18 protein-coding genes, 16 tRNA genes and 2 rRNA genes are annotated in these 17,690 nt (G+C 44.0%); 26 read left to right on the top strand and 10 right to left on the bottom strand.

What is annotated here, in order from left to right; all coding sequences use genetic code 11:
- From B5D59_RS10410 to B5D59_RS10495, 18 genes are all read left to right on the top strand, one after another.
- A 23S ribosomal RNA gene (locus tag B5D59_RS10410) occupies window positions 1-293 on the top strand; the annotation flags it as partial.
- A 128-nt stretch (window positions 294-421) separates the two neighbouring features.
- Window positions 422-537: ribosomal RNA gene (rrf, locus tag B5D59_RS10415) — 5S ribosomal RNA — on the top strand.
- Window positions 538-583: 46 nt separating this feature from the next.
- Window positions 584-658 (top strand) — tRNA-Asn (locus B5D59_RS10420).
- Between the two features lie 5 nt (window positions 659-663).
- Window positions 664-755: transfer RNA gene (locus B5D59_RS10425), tRNA-Ser, on the top strand.
- Window positions 756-778: 23 nt separating this feature from the next.
- A tRNA-Glu gene (locus B5D59_RS10430) sits at window positions 779-853 on the top strand.
- A 102-nt stretch (window positions 854-955) separates the two neighbouring features.
- Window positions 956-1,031 (top strand) — tRNA-Val (locus tag B5D59_RS10435).
- A gap of 18 nt (window positions 1,032-1,049) precedes the next feature.
- Window positions 1,050-1,124: transfer RNA gene (locus B5D59_RS10440), tRNA-Met, on the top strand.
- Window position 1,125: 1 nt separating this feature from the next.
- Window positions 1,126-1,201, top strand: a tRNA-Asp gene (locus B5D59_RS10445).
- Between the two features lie 52 nt (window positions 1,202-1,253).
- Window positions 1,254-1,329, top strand: a tRNA-Phe gene (locus tag B5D59_RS10450).
- A 14-nt stretch (window positions 1,330-1,343) separates the two neighbouring features.
- Window positions 1,344-1,416, top strand: a tRNA-Thr gene (locus tag B5D59_RS10455).
- Between the two features lie 8 nt (window positions 1,417-1,424).
- Window positions 1,425-1,509 (top strand) — tRNA-Tyr (locus B5D59_RS10460).
- Between the two features lie 3 nt (window positions 1,510-1,512).
- Window positions 1,513-1,583 (top strand) — tRNA-Trp (locus B5D59_RS10465).
- Window positions 1,584-1,604: 21 nt separating this feature from the next.
- Window positions 1,605-1,680 (top strand) — tRNA-His (locus B5D59_RS10470).
- Between the two features lie 43 nt (window positions 1,681-1,723).
- Window positions 1,724-1,799 (top strand) — tRNA-His (locus B5D59_RS10475).
- A gap of 4 nt (window positions 1,800-1,803) precedes the next feature.
- Window positions 1,804-1,875: transfer RNA gene (locus tag B5D59_RS10480), tRNA-Gln, on the top strand.
- Window positions 1,876-1,883: 8 nt separating this feature from the next.
- A tRNA-Gly gene (locus B5D59_RS10485) sits at window positions 1,884-1,958 on the top strand.
- A 7-nt stretch (window positions 1,959-1,965) separates the two neighbouring features.
- Window positions 1,966-2,039 (top strand) — tRNA-Cys (locus tag B5D59_RS10490).
- Between the two features lie 23 nt (window positions 2,040-2,062).
- Window positions 2,063-2,143: transfer RNA gene (locus B5D59_RS10495), tRNA-Leu, on the top strand.
- Between the two features lie 439 nt (window positions 2,144-2,582).
- Here the strand turns inward: B5D59_RS10495 and B5D59_RS10500 are convergent.
- Both B5D59_RS10500 and B5D59_RS10505 read right to left on the bottom strand, forming a co-directional pair.
- Window positions 2,583-3,095: a DIP1984 family protein gene (locus B5D59_RS10500; protein ID WP_078817870.1), complete on the bottom strand. Its 513-nt coding sequence runs from the start codon at window positions 3,093-3,095 to the stop codon at window positions 2,583-2,585.
- Entirely contained in the window at window positions 3,095-3,814 is a 720-nt protein-coding gene (locus tag B5D59_RS10505) for a B3/B4 domain-containing protein (RefSeq protein WP_078817871.1), read from the bottom strand. The genes B5D59_RS10500 and B5D59_RS10505 overlap by 1 nt, the downstream gene beginning before the upstream one ends.
- A gap of 37 nt (window positions 3,815-3,851) precedes the next feature.
- Here B5D59_RS10505 and queG point away from each other — a divergent pair, with 37 nt between their 5' ends.
- Entirely contained in the window at window positions 3,852-5,006 is a 1,155-nt protein-coding gene (queG, locus tag B5D59_RS10510) for a tRNA epoxyqueuosine(34) reductase QueG (RefSeq protein ID WP_246602801.1), read from the top strand.
- Window positions 5,007-5,009: 3 nt separating this feature from the next.
- On the top strand, window positions 5,010-5,486 hold the full coding sequence (gene trmL, locus B5D59_RS10515; RefSeq protein ID WP_009498319.1) for a tRNA (uridine(34)/cytosine(34)/5-carboxymethylaminomethyluridine(34)-2'-O)-methyltransferase TrmL: 477 nt from the start codon (window positions 5,010-5,012) through the stop codon (window positions 5,484-5,486).
- A 241-nt stretch (window positions 5,487-5,727) separates the two neighbouring features.
- On the opposite strand, the gene B5D59_RS10520 is transcribed toward trmL, so the two are convergent.
- Window positions 5,728-7,026 (bottom strand): NCS2 family permease, encoded by a 1,299-nt coding sequence (locus B5D59_RS10520; RefSeq protein WP_040759548.1) that lies wholly within the window; start codon window positions 7,024-7,026, stop codon window positions 5,728-5,730.
- Between the two features lie 158 nt (window positions 7,027-7,184).
- Here B5D59_RS10520 and B5D59_RS10525 point away from each other — a divergent pair, with 158 nt between their 5' ends.
- Entirely contained in the window at window positions 7,185-8,009 is an 825-nt protein-coding gene (locus tag B5D59_RS10525; RefSeq protein WP_139365999.1) for an aldo/keto reductase, read from the top strand.
- A gap of 122 nt (window positions 8,010-8,131) precedes the next feature.
- On the top strand, window positions 8,132-9,070 hold the full coding sequence (locus B5D59_RS18570) for a methyl-accepting chemotaxis protein (RefSeq protein ID WP_078817872.1): 939 nt from the start codon (window positions 8,132-8,134) through the stop codon (window positions 9,068-9,070).
- A gap of 44 nt (window positions 9,071-9,114) precedes the next feature.
- Here the strand turns inward: B5D59_RS18570 and B5D59_RS10535 are convergent, their stop codons facing one another.
- The 6 genes from B5D59_RS10535 to B5D59_RS10555 form a co-directional block, all read right to left on the bottom strand.
- Window positions 9,115-9,957: an RluA family pseudouridine synthase gene (locus tag B5D59_RS10535; RefSeq protein ID WP_078817873.1), complete on the bottom strand. Its 843-nt coding sequence runs from the start codon at window positions 9,955-9,957 to the stop codon at window positions 9,115-9,117.
- Between the two features lie 13 nt (window positions 9,958-9,970).
- Window positions 9,971-10,444, bottom strand: coding sequence for a thioredoxin family protein (locus tag B5D59_RS10540; protein WP_078817874.1), 474 nt, complete (start codon window positions 10,442-10,444; stop codon window positions 9,971-9,973).
- A gap of 5 nt (window positions 10,445-10,449) precedes the next feature.
- A complete protein-coding gene (locus B5D59_RS10545) occupies window positions 10,450-10,869 on the bottom strand; it encodes a disulfide oxidoreductase (protein WP_078817875.1) in 420 nt (139 codons plus the stop codon).
- A gap of 79 nt (window positions 10,870-10,948) precedes the next feature.
- Entirely contained in the window at window positions 10,949-12,268 is a 1,320-nt protein-coding gene (locus tag B5D59_RS10550) for a hemolysin family protein (protein ID WP_050804702.1), read from the bottom strand.
- 225 nt (window positions 12,269-12,493) lie between these two features.
- Window positions 12,494-12,646, bottom strand: a complete 153-nt coding sequence (locus tag B5D59_RS18210; protein ID WP_171805929.1) for a hypothetical protein — start codon at window positions 12,644-12,646, stop codon at window positions 12,494-12,496.
- 44 nt (window positions 12,647-12,690) lie between these two features.
- Window positions 12,691-12,894 carry a YheE family protein gene (locus B5D59_RS10555; protein ID WP_078817876.1) on the bottom strand — a complete coding sequence of 68 codons (204 nt, stop codon included), beginning with the start codon at window positions 12,892-12,894 and terminating at the stop codon, window positions 12,691-12,693.
- An 81-nt stretch (window positions 12,895-12,975) separates the two neighbouring features.
- Between B5D59_RS10555 and B5D59_RS10560 the strand changes: the two genes are divergently transcribed.
- Window positions 12,976-13,368: a ferritin-like domain-containing protein gene (locus B5D59_RS10560; protein ID WP_078817877.1), complete on the top strand. Its 393-nt coding sequence runs from the start codon at window positions 12,976-12,978 to the stop codon at window positions 13,366-13,368.
- Window position 13,369: 1 nt separating this feature from the next.
- On the opposite strand, the gene B5D59_RS10565 is transcribed toward B5D59_RS10560, so the two are convergent.
- Window positions 13,370-14,149, bottom strand: a complete 780-nt coding sequence (locus B5D59_RS10565) for an ABC transporter substrate-binding protein (protein ID WP_078817878.1) — start codon at window positions 14,147-14,149, stop codon at window positions 13,370-13,372.
- A 174-nt stretch (window positions 14,150-14,323) separates the two neighbouring features.
- Between B5D59_RS10565 and B5D59_RS10570 the strand changes: the two genes are divergently transcribed.
- The 3 genes from B5D59_RS10570 to B5D59_RS10580 all read left to right on the top strand — a co-directional run bounded on the left by B5D59_RS10570 (window position 14,324) and on the right by B5D59_RS10580 (window position 17,607).
- Complete coding sequence (locus B5D59_RS10570) at window positions 14,324-15,481, top strand: DUF445 domain-containing protein (RefSeq protein WP_078817879.1); 1,158 nt, start codon at window positions 14,324-14,326, stop codon at window positions 15,479-15,481.
- A gap of 12 nt (window positions 15,482-15,493) precedes the next feature.
- Window positions 15,494-15,844 carry a YlbF/YmcA family competence regulator gene (locus B5D59_RS10575; protein ID WP_078817880.1) on the top strand — a complete coding sequence of 117 codons (351 nt, stop codon included), beginning with the start codon at window positions 15,494-15,496 and terminating at the stop codon, window positions 15,842-15,844.
- Between the two features lie 251 nt (window positions 15,845-16,095).
- Complete coding sequence (locus tag B5D59_RS10580) at window positions 16,096-17,607, top strand: coproporphyrinogen III oxidase (RefSeq protein WP_078817881.1); 1,512 nt, start codon at window positions 16,096-16,098, stop codon at window positions 17,605-17,607.
- Window positions 17,608-17,690 lie beyond the last annotated feature (83 nt).

The following is a 17,690-nucleotide window of genomic DNA, read 5'->3' on the forward strand; positions in this document are numbered from 1 at the left end:
GGTCCCTATCCGTCGCGGGCGCAGGAAATTTGAGAAGAGCTGTCCTTAGTACGAGAGGACCGGGATGGACATACCGCTGGTGTACCAGTTGTCTTGCCAAAGGCATCGCTGGGTAGCTATGTATGGACGGGATAAATGCTGAAAGCATCTAAGCATGAAGCCCCCTTCAAGATGAGATTTCCCATTACGCAAGTAAGTAAGATCCCTCAAAGATGATGAGGTGGATAGGTCTGGGGTGGAAGCACGGCGACGTGTGCAGCTGACAGATACTAATCGATCGAGGACTTAACCTATTTTAAGAAGTACTACTTGATGTACACAATGTCTTTTATTCAGTTTTGAGTGAACAATTCAAAAGTTTTTCAAAAAACGTTTGACAAATCCGCTCAGTTTGGTATAATAATGATGGCTTTGAAAACAGTTCAGTGACGATTGCGAAGAGGTCACACCCGTTCCCATACCGAACACGGAAGTTAAGCTCTTCAGCGCTGATGGTAGTAGGGGGCTTCCCCCTGTGAGAGTAAGACGTCGCTGGTCTGTGAAAAACGCTGTAAACCTTGTGCCACATACCAATTATAATTATTCCGCAGTAGCTCAGTGGTAGAGCAATCGGCTGTTAACCGATCGGTCGTAAGTTCGAATCTTACCTGCGGAGCCAAAATTGGAGAGCTGTCCGAGTGGCCGAAGGAGCACGATTGGAAATCGTGTAGGCGGTTTGCGCTGCCTCAAGGGTTCAAATCCCTTGCTCTCCGCCAGTTTTCATACTTATACTTTATATGGCCCCTTGGTCAAGCGGTTAAGACACCGCCCTTTCACGGCGGTAACACGGGTTCGAATCCCGTAGGGGTCACCATTTCAAACATTGTATCTCCGATGAAATTGGGAGAAGCGAGCAGAACTAGGAAGCAATTGAGAGAAAGAAGGAGCGTACAATAGTACGTGACTGATTTACCCAGGAGGATTAGCTCAGCTGGGAGAGCACCTGCCTTACAAGCAGGGGGTCGGCGGTTCGAGCCCGTCATCCTCCACCATTTAATTTATAGTATTATCGCGGGGTGGAGCAGTGGTAGCTCGTTGGGCTCATAACCCAAAGGTCGCAGGTTCAAATCCTGCCCCCGCAACCAAGGTCCCGTGGTGTAGCGGTTAACATGCCTGCCTGTCACGCAGGAGATCGCGGGTTCGATTCCCGTCGGGACCGCCATTATCTTTTACATAGCTTTGTCTTAAGTTGTGATCTTAAACATAGCAAATGTGGCTCAGTAGCTCAGTCGGTAGAGCAAAGGACTGAAAATCCTTGTGTCGGCGGTTCGATTCCGTCCTGAGCCACCATTTATTATTAATATGCCGGTGTAGCTCAATTGGTAGAGCAACTGACTTGTAATCAGTAGGTTGAGGGTTCAAGTCCTTTCGCCGGCATCCTTACTGGTGGGGTAGCGAAGTGGCTAAACGCGGCGGACTGTAAATCCGCTCCCTCCGGGTTCGGCGGTTCGAATCCGTCCCCCACCACCATTTAGGGGCATAGTTCAACGGTAGAATAGAGGTCTCCAAAACCTTTGGTGTGGGTTCGATTCCTACTGCCCCTGTATTTTTGAAATTATTTTATGGCGGTCGTGGCGAAGTGGTTAACGCATCGGATTGTGGTTCCGACACTCGGGGGTTCGATTCCCCTCGTCCGCCCCATGCATAATTCCATCATTGTTGTACTATAATAAATACTATCATGGCGGTCGTGGCGAAGTGGTTAACGCATCGGATTGTGGTTCCGACATTCGGGGGTTCGATTCCCCTCGTCCGCCCCATTAGTGGGGTATAGCCAAGCGGTAAGGCAACGGACTTTGACTCCGTCATTCGTTGGTTCGAATCCAGCTACCCCAGTTGGTTTCGCGGAAGTAGTTCAGTGGTAGAATACGACCTTGCCAAGGTCGGGGTCGCGGGTTCGAATCCCGTCTTCCGCTCCACTATGTTGGCGGCATAGCCAAGCGGTAAGGCACGGGTCTGCAACACCCTTACCACCGGTTCGATTCCGGTTGCCGCCTCCAAATTTTATAATATTACTTATCATGCCCGAGTGGTGGAATGGCAGACACGTCGCACTCAAAATGCGATGCCGCGAGGCGTGCCGGTTCAAGTCCGGCCTCGGGTATCACCAAAAGAACACAGCCTTTGCTGTGTTCTTTTTTTGTTTTTAAAAATTAAAATTAGCTAAAAGATGTAAGACTAGCAAAGGGATGCATCAAAGTGTTTTCAAACTGAATCAAACATAAACAACAAACAATTCCATTCTAGAACGCACCAATACAGCCAGAGACAGCAACTTGACTGGCAAGAATAAACATAGGAATTTTCCGCACAAAAAAGAGGCGCCCAAAAAGTCAAATGAAAATGACTTCTCAGACAGCCTCCATAGAGGAGAAACATGAATTTGTTTAGATGCTATTTGTAAGGGTTCATTGCCGTTGCCATGGATGGTTATGGGTTATAGGTCAAAGTGTGAAAGGAAATGGGTCATCGGTTTAGACTAGTAAAGTTGTGTTTCTGTTTCTCGCTCCATGCTCCGGAAAAGAGTCTCACCTTTCCGAAGGTCAGAAATAATTAGAACCATCAAATTCTAGGTTAATCGTATAATTTTTTGTGTTGATTCGGTTAGAGAGCTGGTGTGCTGTCTTTTCTGCCAGCTGTGCTTTTTGCCGATAAACTTCTGGGTCAAATAAAGCTACACGATAGACGGTAGTAGTTTCTGCATACCCATATTGGAGCTCCTCTTTATTTGCCAATGATAATTCTTTATAAAAGGTTGCTTTTGCTCGTAGTTGGATTGCTAATTCAATTGCTTCTACCAAGGTGATCTGCTGTCCCTCGAAGTCTACGGAATGTGTACTGTTTGCCTTGTAGATAAGGAAGTCGAGCGTACGCTGATCTTTTCTTACTTGCTCCATTTCGTTTTCAACGTCATTTAAGGTTCGAGGAACAGGTGGTGGCGCAGTGCCTTTTTCCACAGTAATAAAAGCTACCCGGCGCGCTTCTGTTTCCAGTTCACGCAGTTGTTTGGATAGAATGCTCTTTAGTTTTATACCTTCTGCTAATGTGATGCTCATTATTTCACCCCGTTATCTATGTCGCAGGAGGAATTCTGCGCATTTAACACTGTACTAAAGTGATTCCCTCCATTTATACTGGTAAACATTTTTGCGCATGCTTCAGTAAGTTGTATAGCTTCTGTGCTATCTAATGAAGGACGAATAAAAAGCAGCTGCAGTATATTTATCGTTTCTTCTGTGACGGCAGTGCGAATAGAATCGACGTGAGGGCTGCCAAAAGGGCTGTAGTCGTCGGTTAAAAGAAGAAGTTTGTCAAAGGTGTTGAAATGGTTGTTCAAGCCTTCATAGCCATCCTCGGCAGTTCCAAGTGCCAACTGAATGTTTCCAGCTATCTTGTCTGAGTCGTAAATGACAGTAGGTATTTCATATTGCAATGAAAAGAATGTATTCAAATCTTCCGCGCTATGAAATGAGGGAGTATATTTTCTTGCCCTAATTTTTCTCATAAGCACTTCCATTGCCGAAGGATTGGTCAATGGATCAGAACCAAGTGTTCTCCAAATAGATTGCCATTCTGCCAAGCCCGGAAATTCGATTAACTCTTTATCGAGCAGTTCAAAATAGAGTTGTTCTTGAAATAATTGCAAACGACCTTTTAGCATCTGAGGTGATGCGGAGACAATTGTTTTGGTATAATGAATTATGCCTAATTTAAAATCAGGAATTTTAGTGAATATAGAAGGATGGATAGTAAGTTGCATCAGAATCACCCACATGTAATTTTACTCCATCTTATCATAAGGGAGGCGGGGAATGGTGAATGTCGCTCAGTTGCAGCAAGAGATACGTGAGTTTGCGGCGTCCATTGGAATAGACAAAATAGGTTTTACGACAGCTGCCCCGTTTGTGAAATTAAAAGATCGTCTGAAACAGCAACAAGAGCTAAACTATCAGTCGGGCTTTGAAGAGCCGGATGTGGAGAAACGTACGAAGCCATTTTTATTGCTGGAGGGTGCGGAGAGTATTATCTCGATAGCTGTCGCCTATCCTTCGAAAATGGCTGACAGTCCTCGTGGTAAGAAAGGCGAGCGACGGGGGATGTTTTGCAGGGCTTCTTGGGGCGAGGATTACCATACGGTGTTGCGGGATAAACTTGCGCAGTTGGAGCTATTCATCCTTACGAAGGTACCGGATGCCAGACTCCGTTCGATGGTCGATACGGGAGAGTTAGTGGATCGCGCAGTAGCGGAACGAGCAGGCATTGGCTGGTCGGCGAAAAATTGTTCCATCATTACGCCGGAGTTTGGGTCGTATGTCTATCTAGGTGAGATGATTACGAACTTGCCGTTTGCGCCTGACAGGGCTATGGAAGATCAGTGTCTGGATTGCACATTATGTTTGGATGCATGTCCTACAGGCGCGCTTATTCAGCCGGGTCAATTAAATGCTCAGCGTTGTATTGCTTTTTTGACACAGACGAAGCAGCCAGTGCCTGAAGAGTTCAGACAGAAGATAGGAAATCGTTTATATGGCTGTGATACGTGCCAAACGGTTTGTCCGAAGAATAAAGGGATGAATCATACGCATCAACCAGCCTTTACACCCGAGCCTGAACGTGTAAAACCTCTGTTATTGTCGCTCTTGTCATTGTCTAATCGGCAGTTTAAAGAGCAGTATGGACATATGTCGGGGTCATGGCGAGGCAAAAATCCAATTCAACGCAATGCGCTTATCGCATTAGCCCACTTTAAAGATGAGTCGGCTATTCCCGAACTGGGGAGATTAGTGAGAGAAGATGCTCGTCCAATGATCAGGGGGACAGCTGTTTGGGCACTCGGACGAATTGGTACCGAGCCGGCTGAAGAGATATTGCAAAAAGTATCACAAATTGAACAAGACGAAGCAGTTATAGCAGAAATTAACAAAGCGATGAAACAGTTATCTAGTAACCAAAAGAAAGAAGTGTAAGAAATGACAATTCACGTAGCTTTATTCGAACCACAAATTCCAGCAAACACGGGAAATATCGCACGTACTTGCGCCGGGACAGATACAGCCCTCCATTTAATTCGCCCTTTAGGTTTTTCGACGGAAGATAAAATGCTGAAGCGAGCGGGCTTGGATTATTGGGAGCATGTGGACATTACGTATCATGATGGAATTCAAGAATTTTTGGATGCATATCCAGAAGGAGAATTTTATTTCATTACGAAATTCGGAGAGACGAGCTATGATTCATTCGATTACTCGGATTCGGAGAAGGATGTATTCTTTGTCTTTGGTAAGGAAACGACAGGGTTGCCGAAAGAGATTATTGCGAAACATAAAGAAACTTGTTTACGCATCCCGATGAACGACGAACATATCCGTTCATTGAACCTATCCAACACGGCAGCAATTTTAATCTATGAAGCCTTGAGACAACAGAAGTTTGCTCATTTAACGTAAAAAAAGGGGACGGGCATATTGCCCGTCCCTTTTTATATACTTATCGTTTTGGTTGACCTGGCTTGTCTTCGTATCCACCTGTAAAGATGGCAGATAAAAACGCGAAACAGACAGCTGCAATTAATAATAGTCTCATGGTTTGTACCTCCTGTAAAATCAGTAGTCCTTCAAACAGTATACCGTAAAAGCAGAAAAAATGAAATGTTCTTCGTTATACTTTGTGACAGGTTCTCAACAATTATTAATGCGGCAGAAATATTAGCTGATAGGCGAACAAAACAGCGAAAATATAAAGCAACAAGGGAACTTGTCTACCTTGGCCTTTTGTCAATTTCAATAATGGATACGTAATAAAACCTAACGCAATCCCTGTAGCGATGCTGGATGTCAGAGGCATCGTCAAGATTACAAGGAACGCAGGAAATGCTTCATCAAATGAATCCCAGTCGATGTGTTTGACGGCGCTGATCATCAAGCTACCTACAATAATCAGGGCAGGGGCAGTGATGGCCGCGACGCCAGATACAGCACTGACGACAGGACTGAAGAACGCTGCCAATATAAATAGGAAGGCTACGGTCAACGTCGTCAACCCTGTACGGCCTCCTACGGCGACGCCGGAGGACGATTCTACGTAAGCTGACGTTGGACTCGTTCCAACCATTGCGCCGACTGAGGCGGCCAGTGAATCGGCAAGAAGCGCATGACGTGCACGCGGTAAAGATTTACCTTTCATCAAACCTGCCTGCTTGGCAACACCAATCATCGTTCCCGTTGTATCGAACAACGTAACGAGCAGGAAAGCGAAGACGACACCGTATAGTCCGTGTGAGATGACATCACCCATCGCTTGTATTGGGTTCCAGACGAGAATGCCTTCAGGCAGATGTGGCATTTTCATGAAACCTTCGAACTTTAATTGTTTAGTAAAGACGGCGACGATGCCAGTTGTAAACATTCCAATGAAAATCGCTCCGTAGACATTTAAGTTCATTAAGATAATTGTAACGATCAATCCAAAGAGTGTCAGAAGTACACCTGGAGAAGTCAGGTTTCCAAGTTGTACAATATTGGATTCATGCGGCGCGACCAACCCGGATAAACGCAGTCCTAAAAATGCGATGAACAGGCCGATGCCCGCCGTAATTCCATGTTTTAAATTCTCAGGAATAGATTCGATCAGCTTTTCCCGGAACGAAGTCATCGATAGTAAAAAGAAGATGAGACCCGCGATAAAGACGGCGGAAAAAGCAGTCAGATAATCGAGTTGACCATCAGAGCCGATGACCACAGAAGCAAAATAGGCGTTCAATCCCATCCCCGGAGCAATCGCTATCGGATAATTGGCGAACAAAGCCATCCATACTGTACCGATCACAGTAGCGATGATGGTTGCCAGAAATACTTGATCGAAAGGAACACCCGCATCTGCAAGGATGATCGGGTTGACGATGACAATATAAACCATGGTCAAAAATGTAGTCATTCCTGCCAATAATTCAGTTTTAACGGTTGTATTATTCTTTTTTAATTGAAACACTATACATTCTCCCCTTAAATGACGAACAAAAGTAAAGACCATAGACCATATTATTCGTTTTAGCGACAGAAATCAACCCACTATATTGAAAAAGTTATTCGTAAATCAGTAAAAAAAACTGTACAATTGAACCAAGAGTAACCGAGGGAGGAATTTTCATGTCGACTATTTTTGAACATATGGTTTTATTGAGTAACGGCGTACAAATGCCGCAATTTGGTTTAGGTACGTATAAAATGACAGATTCAGAGGAAACAATGCAGGCAGTTGAGGAAGCGGTTTCATTAGGTTATCGTGCGATTGATACGGCTTCTATTTATCAGAACGAGAAGGAAGTGGGCGAAGCGATTCGGAATTCCGCTGTGCCGCGTGAAGACTTGTTCGTTACATCGAAAGTGTGGAACGATGAACAAGGGTATGATGAAACGTTGCGCGCATTTGAGCGTTCTTTGACTGCACTGGATATGAATTACTTGGACTTATATTTGACACATTGGCCGGTTAGCGACAGCTATGTAGATACCTACCGTGCCATTGAGCGTTTATATGATGAGAAATTAATCCGTGCAACAGGGGTTTCGAATCATCATGAACATCATTTGAAAGAAATTTTTGCGGTCGCAAACATTCGGCCTATGGTTAACCAAGTGGAATTGCATCCGATATTAACACAAGAACCACTTCGTCAATTTTGCAATGAACATCAAATCGCTGTCACTTCTTGGAGTCCGCTTGCTAGAGGCAGATTGCTGCAGGACCCAACATTATCGGCGATTGCTGCGCAACATGGCAAAACTGTCGCACAAGTGATCATCCGGTGGCATATTCAGCATGGCTTGATCGTAATCCCTAAATCGGTGACTGTAGAACGTATTAAAGAAAATAGTGAAGTAGCCGATTTTGAACTGACTAGCGAAGAAATGGCGATAATCGATGCAATGAACCGCGATGAAAGAACGGGAACGGATCCGGCCACATATTAATTGAACTGTATATGTTGAATTAAAGTTTTACATGAGTTCGTGCAGAAATCAACGGGTTCTACGTTTTGCTTTGAGTGTATGTTATTTATTTCAGTTTATATATAGAAAATGGGGGAAATAAGATGGCGCTATTTCGACGAAAACCAGAACAACGCGTGGTCATTCAGGAAGATAATTTGAATCCTGTATCTGTTACAGATGATTTGCAAACCGAACAACACGAGCGCTATAAACAAGTAGAGACGGAATTGACTGCTGCAGTAGAGCAACATGAAAAAGTAAATGCCCAGCATAACGTATTAGGCGAAGCGGTTTCAGAAATAGAAAGCAGCTTTCATGTAATTCAAGATCTTAGCGAACAAACGACAGATGCTTCCAAGCAATTATATGACAATGGACGTTCATTGGAAGAGAAATCGATTTACATGGTAAAAGAGGCAGAGAACGGAGCCGAGGACGTTCGTTTAACGGCGCAAGTAATGAATGATTTAGGAAAGCATATGGAGATGTCGGAAGAAAGTATGACACAATTGAGTGATCGTTCTGTGGAAATTCAGTCGATTGTCGGCGTCATTGAGAATATTGCAGCCCAAACGAATTTATTGGCGCTTAATGCATCGATTGAAGCGGCGCGTGCGGGGGAATATGGAAAAGGGTTCTCTGTTGTTGCGCAGGAAGTGAGAAAACTTGCGGAAAGTACATCCAACAGCACAAAGGATATTCAGTCATTAACAAACTCCTTGAAAGATGAAATTCAGCAAGCATTGGAAGCTACCAAGAAAAGCTCAGTATTGATTGAGCAAGGGGTGGCGGTGAGTTTGCAGACTGCCTCAAAAATCGATCACATCTTGGAGACGGTTCAAGGAAGTCAAATCGATATCTCCTCAATTGAAAAAATGATTGCCGAGCAAAATAAATTATCAGCCCAAATGCAAGCAGAGCTCCAAAAGGCCAATTTGCTATTTACTTCTGCACATGAACTCATTGTGGAACATATTGAAGACGCGAAAGAAGTCGATAAGCGCCTGGAGAACGGCATACATCAATTATTAGTGAAATAGGAAAACCGCGAGAAAGCATGAATGCTTTCTCGCGGTTTTTTGTTTTATTCTGTTTCCAATACGATAGATTCCATCGTAATCGGATGTTCAAAAGCAATTTTTGACGCGGTCAATTTATAGGGACCTCTCGCAATCGTTTCACTGCCGTATAATTGATCACCGATGACCGGGTGACCTAAGTGGGCAAAGTGGACACGAATCTGGTGTGTGCGTCCGGTTTCTAGCTGAGCTTCAACAAGCGTGCTGTCAGGTCTGCGTTCCAGCACTTTGAAATGAGTTACCGCAGATTGTCCTGAAGGAGATACTCTGCGTCTCGTAGCATGGTAACGATCTTTACCAATCGGCATATTGATCGTACCGCGCGGCTTTCTTAGCTGACCTTCCAGTTCTGCCGTATAGAAGCGGTCGATTCGATTCTGTTCCAACATTCGATCCAGCATTGTTTTGGCAATTGGATGCTTGGCGATTAGCAAAAGTCCTGCTGTGTGCTGATCGAGACGATGGATATGTTCTGCATAGCTGCCGCCTTTTGCATCGATATAACCCATTACTTCATTAATCAGCGTGCCTGTGCCAGGTGCGTGTTCGGGATGAACTGCGACTCCGGCTGGTTTATGGACTGCAAGCAGATGCTCGTCTTCCCAAATTACATTCAGCGAATCAAAAGGCTCCGGTTTATACGATGAATGGGCATCGGAAAAGCCGAAAATCAGTCGAGTGCCTTCAGGCAAAGGTTCTTTCCACTCCACAGGCTGACCATCCGCATATGTTACACTTTTATCCATACGCATTTGGTGAACCGTCTTTTTGCCGCCTTGCCATTGTTCTCTAAGCAACTGTTCAACAGTTTCACCGGGCTTGTTCGTCGTGTAATGAAAACTTGTCATCTATCTAATCTCCTTAGTTGCTTTCGAATTCGTCGAAAAATGCCTTAATGTTTTCATCTGGTTGTGCTCCGGACATTCTGCCTTGCTCTTTACCGTCTTTGTAGTGAACGAGTGTCGGCCAACTTTCAACGCTATAACGACTTTTTGCCTGATCTTCAAATTCCAACATATTGTACTGATAAACATGCGCGTCATATTCATCCGCGATCGGCATCAGACGCGGTGTCATCTCCTGACAAAACGAGCATTCCGGACTGAAAAAATAGACCGTTGTTGGATCTCCGCTTTCGATCTTTTTGGCAACGTCATCTGGTAGGGCGATGTTTTGGTAGTTCTTATCTGACAATAGATCGATGGTCGATTGCTTCAAGTCATTTGTTCCATACGGATTATCCGCTAATTTCTTTTTATTGGATTGGTTATTGAGCACAACGATCAGAACGAAGATTACAACAATAATGCCGCCAATAGCTAATAGTTTTTTCATGTGTGTCACTCCTTTATTTGTTTTAACAATACGAGACTTGCGATGAAAATGATAGCGAAGGCTACGAGCGCCATCAATGGAATGGTTACAAAGCCGAAGTAATTAACGTATTGGCCCGTACACGAAACAGCGCCGCACGAAGGTGCACTTTCCTGCAGAAAGGCAAGTTTTTGAATACCATAATGGTAAAGAGAGATACAGCCTCCGATGAATGAAAAAGAAGCAGTCGTCCAAGCAATCTTACCATTTTTCTGAATCAATGCCACCAAACCGATCAGGACGATCGGATACATGAAAATACGCTGAACCCAACAAAGTGTACAAGGAATATATCCTTTTATCTCTGAATAGTACAGGGAACCTAGTGTAGCAGATAGGGCTACAGCCCAGATGAAAAGGAGCAGGTTTTCTTGTTTTTTTTGCATATGTAATCTCTCCAGTTCTAATGAATGCAGACATTCCTTCATGACAAAAGCCTTCCCAATGAGTGGGAAAGCTTTGAAATTACGGGCTCATACTTTCATTGGTTACATTATTCACTTCCGCTGGTTGCTTTTTTGCTTCTAAGTAGATGATATGGTGCCCATCCACTTCCTTTACGGTGAATTCATAACCCTGTTCTATGATTTTTTCACCTTGTACCGCTTCAAAGCGCTGGTCCATGAACCAACCGCCGATCGTATCGATATCTTCTTCCAAGATCTCGATATTGAGTGCATCATTGACATTTTCGATTAGCATTTTAGCATCCAAGATGTAATGATCTGGACCAATTTTCTGCAATTCGGGCAGTTCGTCCAAGTCGAATTCATCACGAATTTCCCCAACAATTTCTTCTAAAATATCCTCGATGGTTACAAGGCCGGACGTCCCGCCATATTCATCCAACAGAACAGCCATATGAATTCGCTCACGTTGAATTTTTAACAATAAGTCACCAATCGGCATCGTTTCGATCACCCGGATAATGGGCTGCATATAATTAACGACAGATTTGTCCCCATTGCTCGGATCCTTAATGTACGCTGTCAATAGATGCTTCATATTAATTAATCCGATGACGTGGTCTTTGTCCCCATCCGTAATTGGATAGCGTGTGTACTGCTCCACGTCCATCAATTCGAAGACTTCGGATAACGTCATCTCTTTTTCCACTGTCATCATTTCGGTACGAGGCAGCATGATTTCTTTGGCAATCCGATCATCAAACTCGAAAATACGATTGACGTATTTATATTCAGCTTGATTAATTTCCCCGCTTCGTAAACTATCCGATAAGATGATCCGCAGTTCTTCTTCTGTATGCGCCACATCCAATTCGGAAATGGATTTGAAGCCAAGCAATCTTGTGACTAGCCGCGCCGATCCGTTCATCCCTTTAATAATAGGGTACATCAATTTGTAAAATAAATTCAAAGGTCCGGATAGACTCATAGACAACTCTTCAGCTTTATGCAAAGCGATCGTCTTAGGAGCAAGCTCACCAATAACCACATGGAGATAGGTCACGATGGCTAAGGCCGTGGCGAAAGAAAGAATCGTTTCAACTTTTGTGTCTAGAGCAAGGTAATCAAAGACAGGAGCCAGCATTAACTTAACTGTTGGTTCCCCAAGCATACCCAGGCCAAGCGCAGTGATCGTAATCCCTAGCTGACAAGCGGATAAATATTCATCTAAGTTATCGGCAATTTTTTTCGCAAGGACCGCGCGTTTGTTTCCTTCCACGATCAGCTGATCGAGACGCGATGACCGGACCTTCACGATTGCAAATTCACACGCGACGAAGAAAGCGGTGAGTGCGATCAAGGCAGCAAATGCTGCCAATCGTATGGCAATGTCCAAATAATGGCTTTGTGCTTAACCCAAATGAGGGAAAAGAACAAAGCGTACACCTCCTGTAATGTAAAGTTAGTTATCTTTTATAATAATTTATTTATAGAGAAAACACAATTCCTGCCACTTACATATCGTGAAAAGATAGAGTATGGTGTGCTGAATGGGGACGGCTGTAGAAAAAAGGAACCTCCTAAGTAGGAAGGTTCCACATCATTATTCGCCGTATTTCGGCTGAGTTTCTTTAAAGGCATTCTGCTCATTCGGAACACGACTTTGATCTTCAAAAACATTTTCTGTTTTCTGGTCCTGTACGTGCAGACGCTCTTTTTCAAACTGTTGTTTACCTTTTGACTTATCTTTCCCCATAACAGCACCTCCTCTAAGAGAAGGATGGTCAGTTACAGGAAAAATCATTCATAGACGTGAAAAGTCATGAGATCATGCACCATTTTCAAAACTTCTGTCTCGTTCGGCGGCGTGTCATTCTTCCAATTAACCGATCCGTCTTTATGGTAATCACCCGCATATTGTTTGTTTTGATAATAAAAAGAAATTGTCCAACCTGGCAAATCCGATCCTTCAAACATTTTTTTATAACTAAAATGCTGCAGCATATTGATCAACTCTTTCTAAATTAGTGATATCCTTGCCGTTCCTTTCATAAACTGGCCAAAAGGGAAGGAAAGGATGAGTGCGTGTTTGTTAACCAACTAAAAAGCGCCATCGAAGACGAATACAAGTCCTACTTTTATTATAAGTCCATGTACCAGCTGACGAACGATCCATTATGGCAGGAGTTCATTCGACATGCGTATGAAGACGAGAAAAGTCACTACGAAATGTTTCAACAGCTCTATTATATGATGACGGGAAAATTCGTACCAAATCCGAAAAAGCTGGCACCGTGCACGAACTTGAAGGAATGCGCAAAAAATGCGCTGGTTGATGAACTTGATGCCGTCGAACAGTATAAAGAAATGCTTCTGACAGTTCCGTTTGATCAAGCCTATGACCCTGTATTCATCGCAATGCATGATGAGATGGAGCATGCTATTCGGATGTCTACGATCTTTAATGGAACGAAATGAATCAAACGCCGAAGTCGTATGTTTTGAAGTATCGTGCGCTTTCAAGCATTCGAACACCATACCAGAACATTTCTCCGTCAATTAGCTGAATTGCGGAATCCGGCAGTAATTCTTGGAACTGGATTTGTTGTTTTTCTTTAAATGGGTAAGGCTCTGATGCCAATAAAACGAGATCAAGCTGAGCTTCTTTAAACTGCTCTTCTGTCACGACAGGATAGCGGTCATTCGAATCAGCAAAAGGTGTCACGAAGCCGATTCGCTGAAGCAGTGTATAGATGTATGTATCTTTTCCAGCTACCATATACGGCTTTTTCCAGATGACATAGGCAACACGAGCGGCAGGGAGTTCGGGCAGCGCAGTGAATGCTTGTTGGATATCAGAAACAAGTGATGCGGCTTCCTTCTGGCGATCTGTCAAATCACCCATATCTGTCATCATCCGATACGCATCGTCAATCGTTTGGACCTCGGCTACATACACTGGATAAAAGGCCGACAGTGTCTCGACCATCTCTTTCGTATTTTCTTCTTTCTCCATGATGATCAAATCAGGTTTTGCAGCATGAACCTTCTCAAGCTGTAGATCTTTTGTTCCTGCTACCGCCTGAACTTCTTTTGCTTTCTCGGGATAAATACAATAACGTGTTCGTCCGATGACCTCGTTTTCAAGACCAATCGCGAATAAAGTTTCGGTAATGCCGGGGCATAAAGAAATGATACGCTTCGGCGGAAACTCATACTCAACTGTGCGTCCTAAATGATCGATGATTTCTTTCTTCAATTAGTGGATGACCTCCTCGACATAATAGTTTAAGTAACAAACTTCTCTATAGAATCGTCCTACTTGCAACGTACCTGAAAGGTAGTCGATTGTAAAGTCAAAAATCCTCGCCTCGAATTCCTTTTCATTCAGCTGGTTTTTGTTATAATTGGAACGAAGACCAAGTGGAATAAGGTGAAACGATTGACTATAGTGCTAACTATTTTGTTCATGGCGTTTATCGGGGCATTGATTGGCGGAGTAACAAATCACTTAGCGATCAAGATGCTTTTCAGGCCGCATGAACCAAAATTTATTGGAAAAACCCGTTTGCCGTTTACGCCAGGCTTAATTCCGAAACGACGCAATGAGTTGGCAACGCAGCTTGGAAAAACGGTGACGAATTATTTGCTGACACCAGATCTGTTCCGGAAAAAAATGTTGACACCTGCAATGAAAGAACGCGCCGAACTATTTGTTCAGGGTAAAATGAACCAATATGTCTTGCAATCGGACAAGACGTTGAATGACTGGCTCGAGCTTGCAGGAGCTTCTGAACTTCCGAATCAAGTGGAGGATAAACTGCTTGCGTTGATCGATCGTCAATTGGATGACATGAGATTAAGGGTGACGACAGGTACAGTGGAAGAAGTCGTGCCGTTGCGTTGGCAGCAGCAAGTAGAAGATAGAATTCCGCTCGCGTCGGATTTTTTGTTGCAGCGCGCAGAAAGATTCATTGATTCGGCGGAAGGAAGACAGACGTTCCAAAAAATGATTGACGACTTTCTCAATTCAAAAGGGACGTTTGGCGGAATGCTGAATATGTTTTTCGGTGAATCGGAATCTCTAGTCGGCAAGATGCAACGAGAAGCGTTGCGTTTTGTTGGAGCGCCAGGAACGAAAGAGTTATTGGATAAGCTGATCTGGAAAGAATGGCGGAATATCCAGCAACAGCCGATGGAGCAATTGACTGCAGATTTTGATTTTGATAGTGTGTTCAGCTCGGTGAAGCGCTATGCACTTGACCAATTGGCACTGAGTGATCGATTGGATCACAGTCTAGCTCATTACTGGCCGAATGGAACTGCATGGACAGCCGAAAACGTCACGCCGAAAATTGTCGGATTTTTATTCGATCAGGCGGAGTTGCAATTGGAGCAGTCTTTGAAGAAGCTGAAACTGGATGAAATGGTGAAGGAACAGGTCGACACATTCCCTGTCGCTGTGCTGGAAGATCTAGTGCTCGGTATTTCACGTAGGGAATTTAAGATGATTACGGTTCTTGGCGCCTTACTTGGCGGCGTGATCGGAATCGTGCAAGGAATTATAGCTCTTACATTGAATGGATTTTAGGAGGAGATTTAAATGTCGATTAATATTTATGATGATATGAACAAATTGGAATCTACATTGCGCAAGACGGATGAGTATTTAGCGGTGAAATCTGCGATGGAGGACGTCAAGAGCGATGAGGAAGCTCGTGTTTTATTTGAAAGCTTCCGCGAGATCCAAATGAATTTGCAGCAAAAACAAATGGCAGGCGAGGAAATCGCAGGCGAAGAGCTGGAACATGCCCAGAAGACTGCCCAGCTGGCTCAGGAAAATCCGAAAATCATGACGATGCTAACAGCAGAGATGAAGCTAAGCGAATTGATTGAGGAAGTAAATCGTGTTGTACTGAAACCAGTGCAAGACTTGTATGAAAGCTTCAATTAATACTTTATCTTTATTCAGCAGAAGACTCCCACCTCTATAAGTGATGAGATGAATGCGATTCTATTACCTGTACAGCGGGTGTTCAAACGCCCGCTGAACTAAGATAATGCCTCTGGCGGATGTCATGGATTTTGTAGGGAGTTAATCGTGCACGCACGATTCAAAATTCAGATGCAATCATGCCAAGGTGTGATTGATTGGAAACCGGCCTCTGCCGGTTTTTTTCAACAGATGGAGAGTAGGAGAGAAACATGCAGCAACTAAATGTAAACGAACAGTTCCCGCAAGATTGGATCCGAATGTTCACCCATTTGGCCAATTTATTTTTTGAGCAATCGAAGATCGGGACAGAAACTGTAGACGAGGCAACCATCAACATACGATTTTTTGAGCAATTTGAAGAGAAATCTCCGAGCATATCAGCGCAATTGCAATGGAATGGCCAACGACATACCGCGCAATTTGCAGAAGATGCTTTAGAGACTGACGAAAAAGAGCTACTGCGCCAAAAGAAGAGAATGTATTCTCATGTCTTATTGGAGGTATTAGAACAAGCGACAGGTATGGTACAGGAATGGGGTATTTTAACCGGTATCCGTCCCACCAAACTCTATCATATGTACCGACAGGAAGGAAAATCAGTCGAAGAAGCGCTGGCATTATTGAGGAATCGTCACCGAGTTTCGGCACGAAAGAGTGATCTGATTGCACAAATTGCAGATGTCCAGCTGAATGCGCTGCCTGATTTGTATTCGTTGAAGCAGGAAGTCAGTATTTACATCGGCATTCCATTCTGTCCAACAAAATGTGCCTATTGCACCTTTCCCGCTTATGCCATTCACCGGAAGAATGGGCGCGTAGAAAACTTCTTGGACGGTTTACATGAAGAGATGCGGGTCATCGGAGACTGGCTGAAGGAACATGATATCCGGATCACAACGATTTATTTTGGTGGCGGTACGCCGACATCGATCGAGGCAGATGAAATGGATGCACTCTATCAAACGATGGTTGACTCCTTTCCCCATATGGAGCAAGTGCGGGAAGTGACCGTGGAAGCGGGACGGCCTGATACGATCACCATTCCGAAACTCGAAGTACTGAAGAAGTGGGGGATCGACCGAATCAGTGTCAACCCACAATCCTATACAGATGAAACGTTGAAAGCAATCGGACGTCACCATAGTGTGCAGGAAACCATCGATAAGTATTGGCTATCTCGCGAGCAAGGCATGCGCAATATCAATATGGACTTAATCATCGGTCTGCCGAATGAAGGTCTCGCCGAGTTTGAGCATTCATTGGCGGAAACGGAGAAGATGCAGCCGGAATCATTGACGATTCATACGCTGTCTTTTAAAAGAGCTTCGGAAATGACACGTAATAAAGATAAGTATCAAGTGGCTGATCGCAAGACGGTTGGTCAGATGATGAAGCGTGGCGAAGAGTGGGCGAAAGACAACGGCTATATACCGTATTATTTGTATCGCCAGAAAAACATTTTAGGCAATCTTGAAAATGTCGGCTACTCCAAGCCGGGAGAAGAGAGTCTCTATAATATTTTAATTATGGAAGAAGCACAGACGATTATCGGTCTAGGTTGTGGAGCATCGAGTAAATTCATGGACCCTGCCACCGGTAAACTGACGCAATTTCATAATCCGAAAGAACCTGCAGCCTATATACTAGGATTTGAAGACGCCATCGATCGCAAAATAGCGTATTTAGATGGATTGTTTCCTTCTGCTGAATCCATAAAATAAGTTTCAATCCCCAGTCATAAAGTTGGCTGGGGAATTTTTGTGAGAAAATTATGCAAACGGTCAGAGGTTTGTGTATAATGGAG

This window comes from Sporosarcina newyorkensis, from assembly GCF_900167515.1.
GTDB lineage: Bacteria > Bacillota > Bacilli > Bacillales_A > Planococcaceae > Sporosarcina > Sporosarcina newyorkensis.

Bases quoted from the DNA above. Each gene is read 5' to 3' on its own strand.
- B5D59_RS10500 (WP_078817870.1), bottom strand. From the start codon at position 3,095: ATGAGCATCACATTAGCAGAAGGTATAAAACTAAAGAGCATTCTATCC.
- B5D59_RS10505 (WP_078817871.1), bottom strand. From the start codon at position 3,814: ATGTGGGTGATTCTGATGCAACTTACTATCCATCCTTCTATATTCACT.
- queG (WP_246602801.1), top strand. From the start codon at position 3,852: ATGGTGAATGTCGCTCAGTTGCAGCAAGAGATACGTGAGTTTGCGGCG.
- trmL (WP_009498319.1), top strand. From the start codon at position 5,010: ATGACAATTCACGTAGCTTTATTCGAACCACAAATTCCAGCAAACACG.
- B5D59_RS10525 (WP_139365999.1), top strand. From the start codon at position 7,185: ATGTCGACTATTTTTGAACATATGGTTTTATTGAGTAACGGCGTACAA.
- B5D59_RS18570 (WP_078817872.1), top strand. From the start codon at position 8,132: ATGGCGCTATTTCGACGAAAACCAGAACAACGCGTGGTCATTCAGGAA.
- B5D59_RS10535 (WP_078817873.1), bottom strand. From the start codon at position 9,957: ATGACAAGTTTTCATTACACGACGAACAAGCCCGGTGAAACTGTTGAA.
- B5D59_RS10540 (WP_078817874.1), bottom strand. From the start codon at position 10,444: ATGAAAAAACTATTAGCTATTGGCGGCATTATTGTTGTAATCTTCGTT.
- B5D59_RS10545 (WP_078817875.1), bottom strand. From the start codon at position 10,869: ATGCAAAAAAAACAAGAAAACCTGCTCCTTTTCATCTGGGCTGTAGCC.
- B5D59_RS18210 (WP_171805929.1), bottom strand. From the start codon at position 12,646: ATGGGGAAAGATAAGTCAAAAGGTAAACAACAGTTTGAAAAAGAGCGT.
- B5D59_RS10555 (WP_078817876.1), bottom strand. From the start codon at position 12,894: ATGCTGCAGCATTTTAGTTATAAAAAAATGTTTGAAGGATCGGATTTG.
- B5D59_RS10575 (WP_078817880.1), top strand. From the start codon at position 15,494: ATGTCGATTAATATTTATGATGATATGAACAAATTGGAATCTACATTG.
- B5D59_RS10580 (WP_078817881.1), top strand. From the start codon at position 16,096: ATGCAGCAACTAAATGTAAACGAACAGTTCCCGCAAGATTGGATCCGA.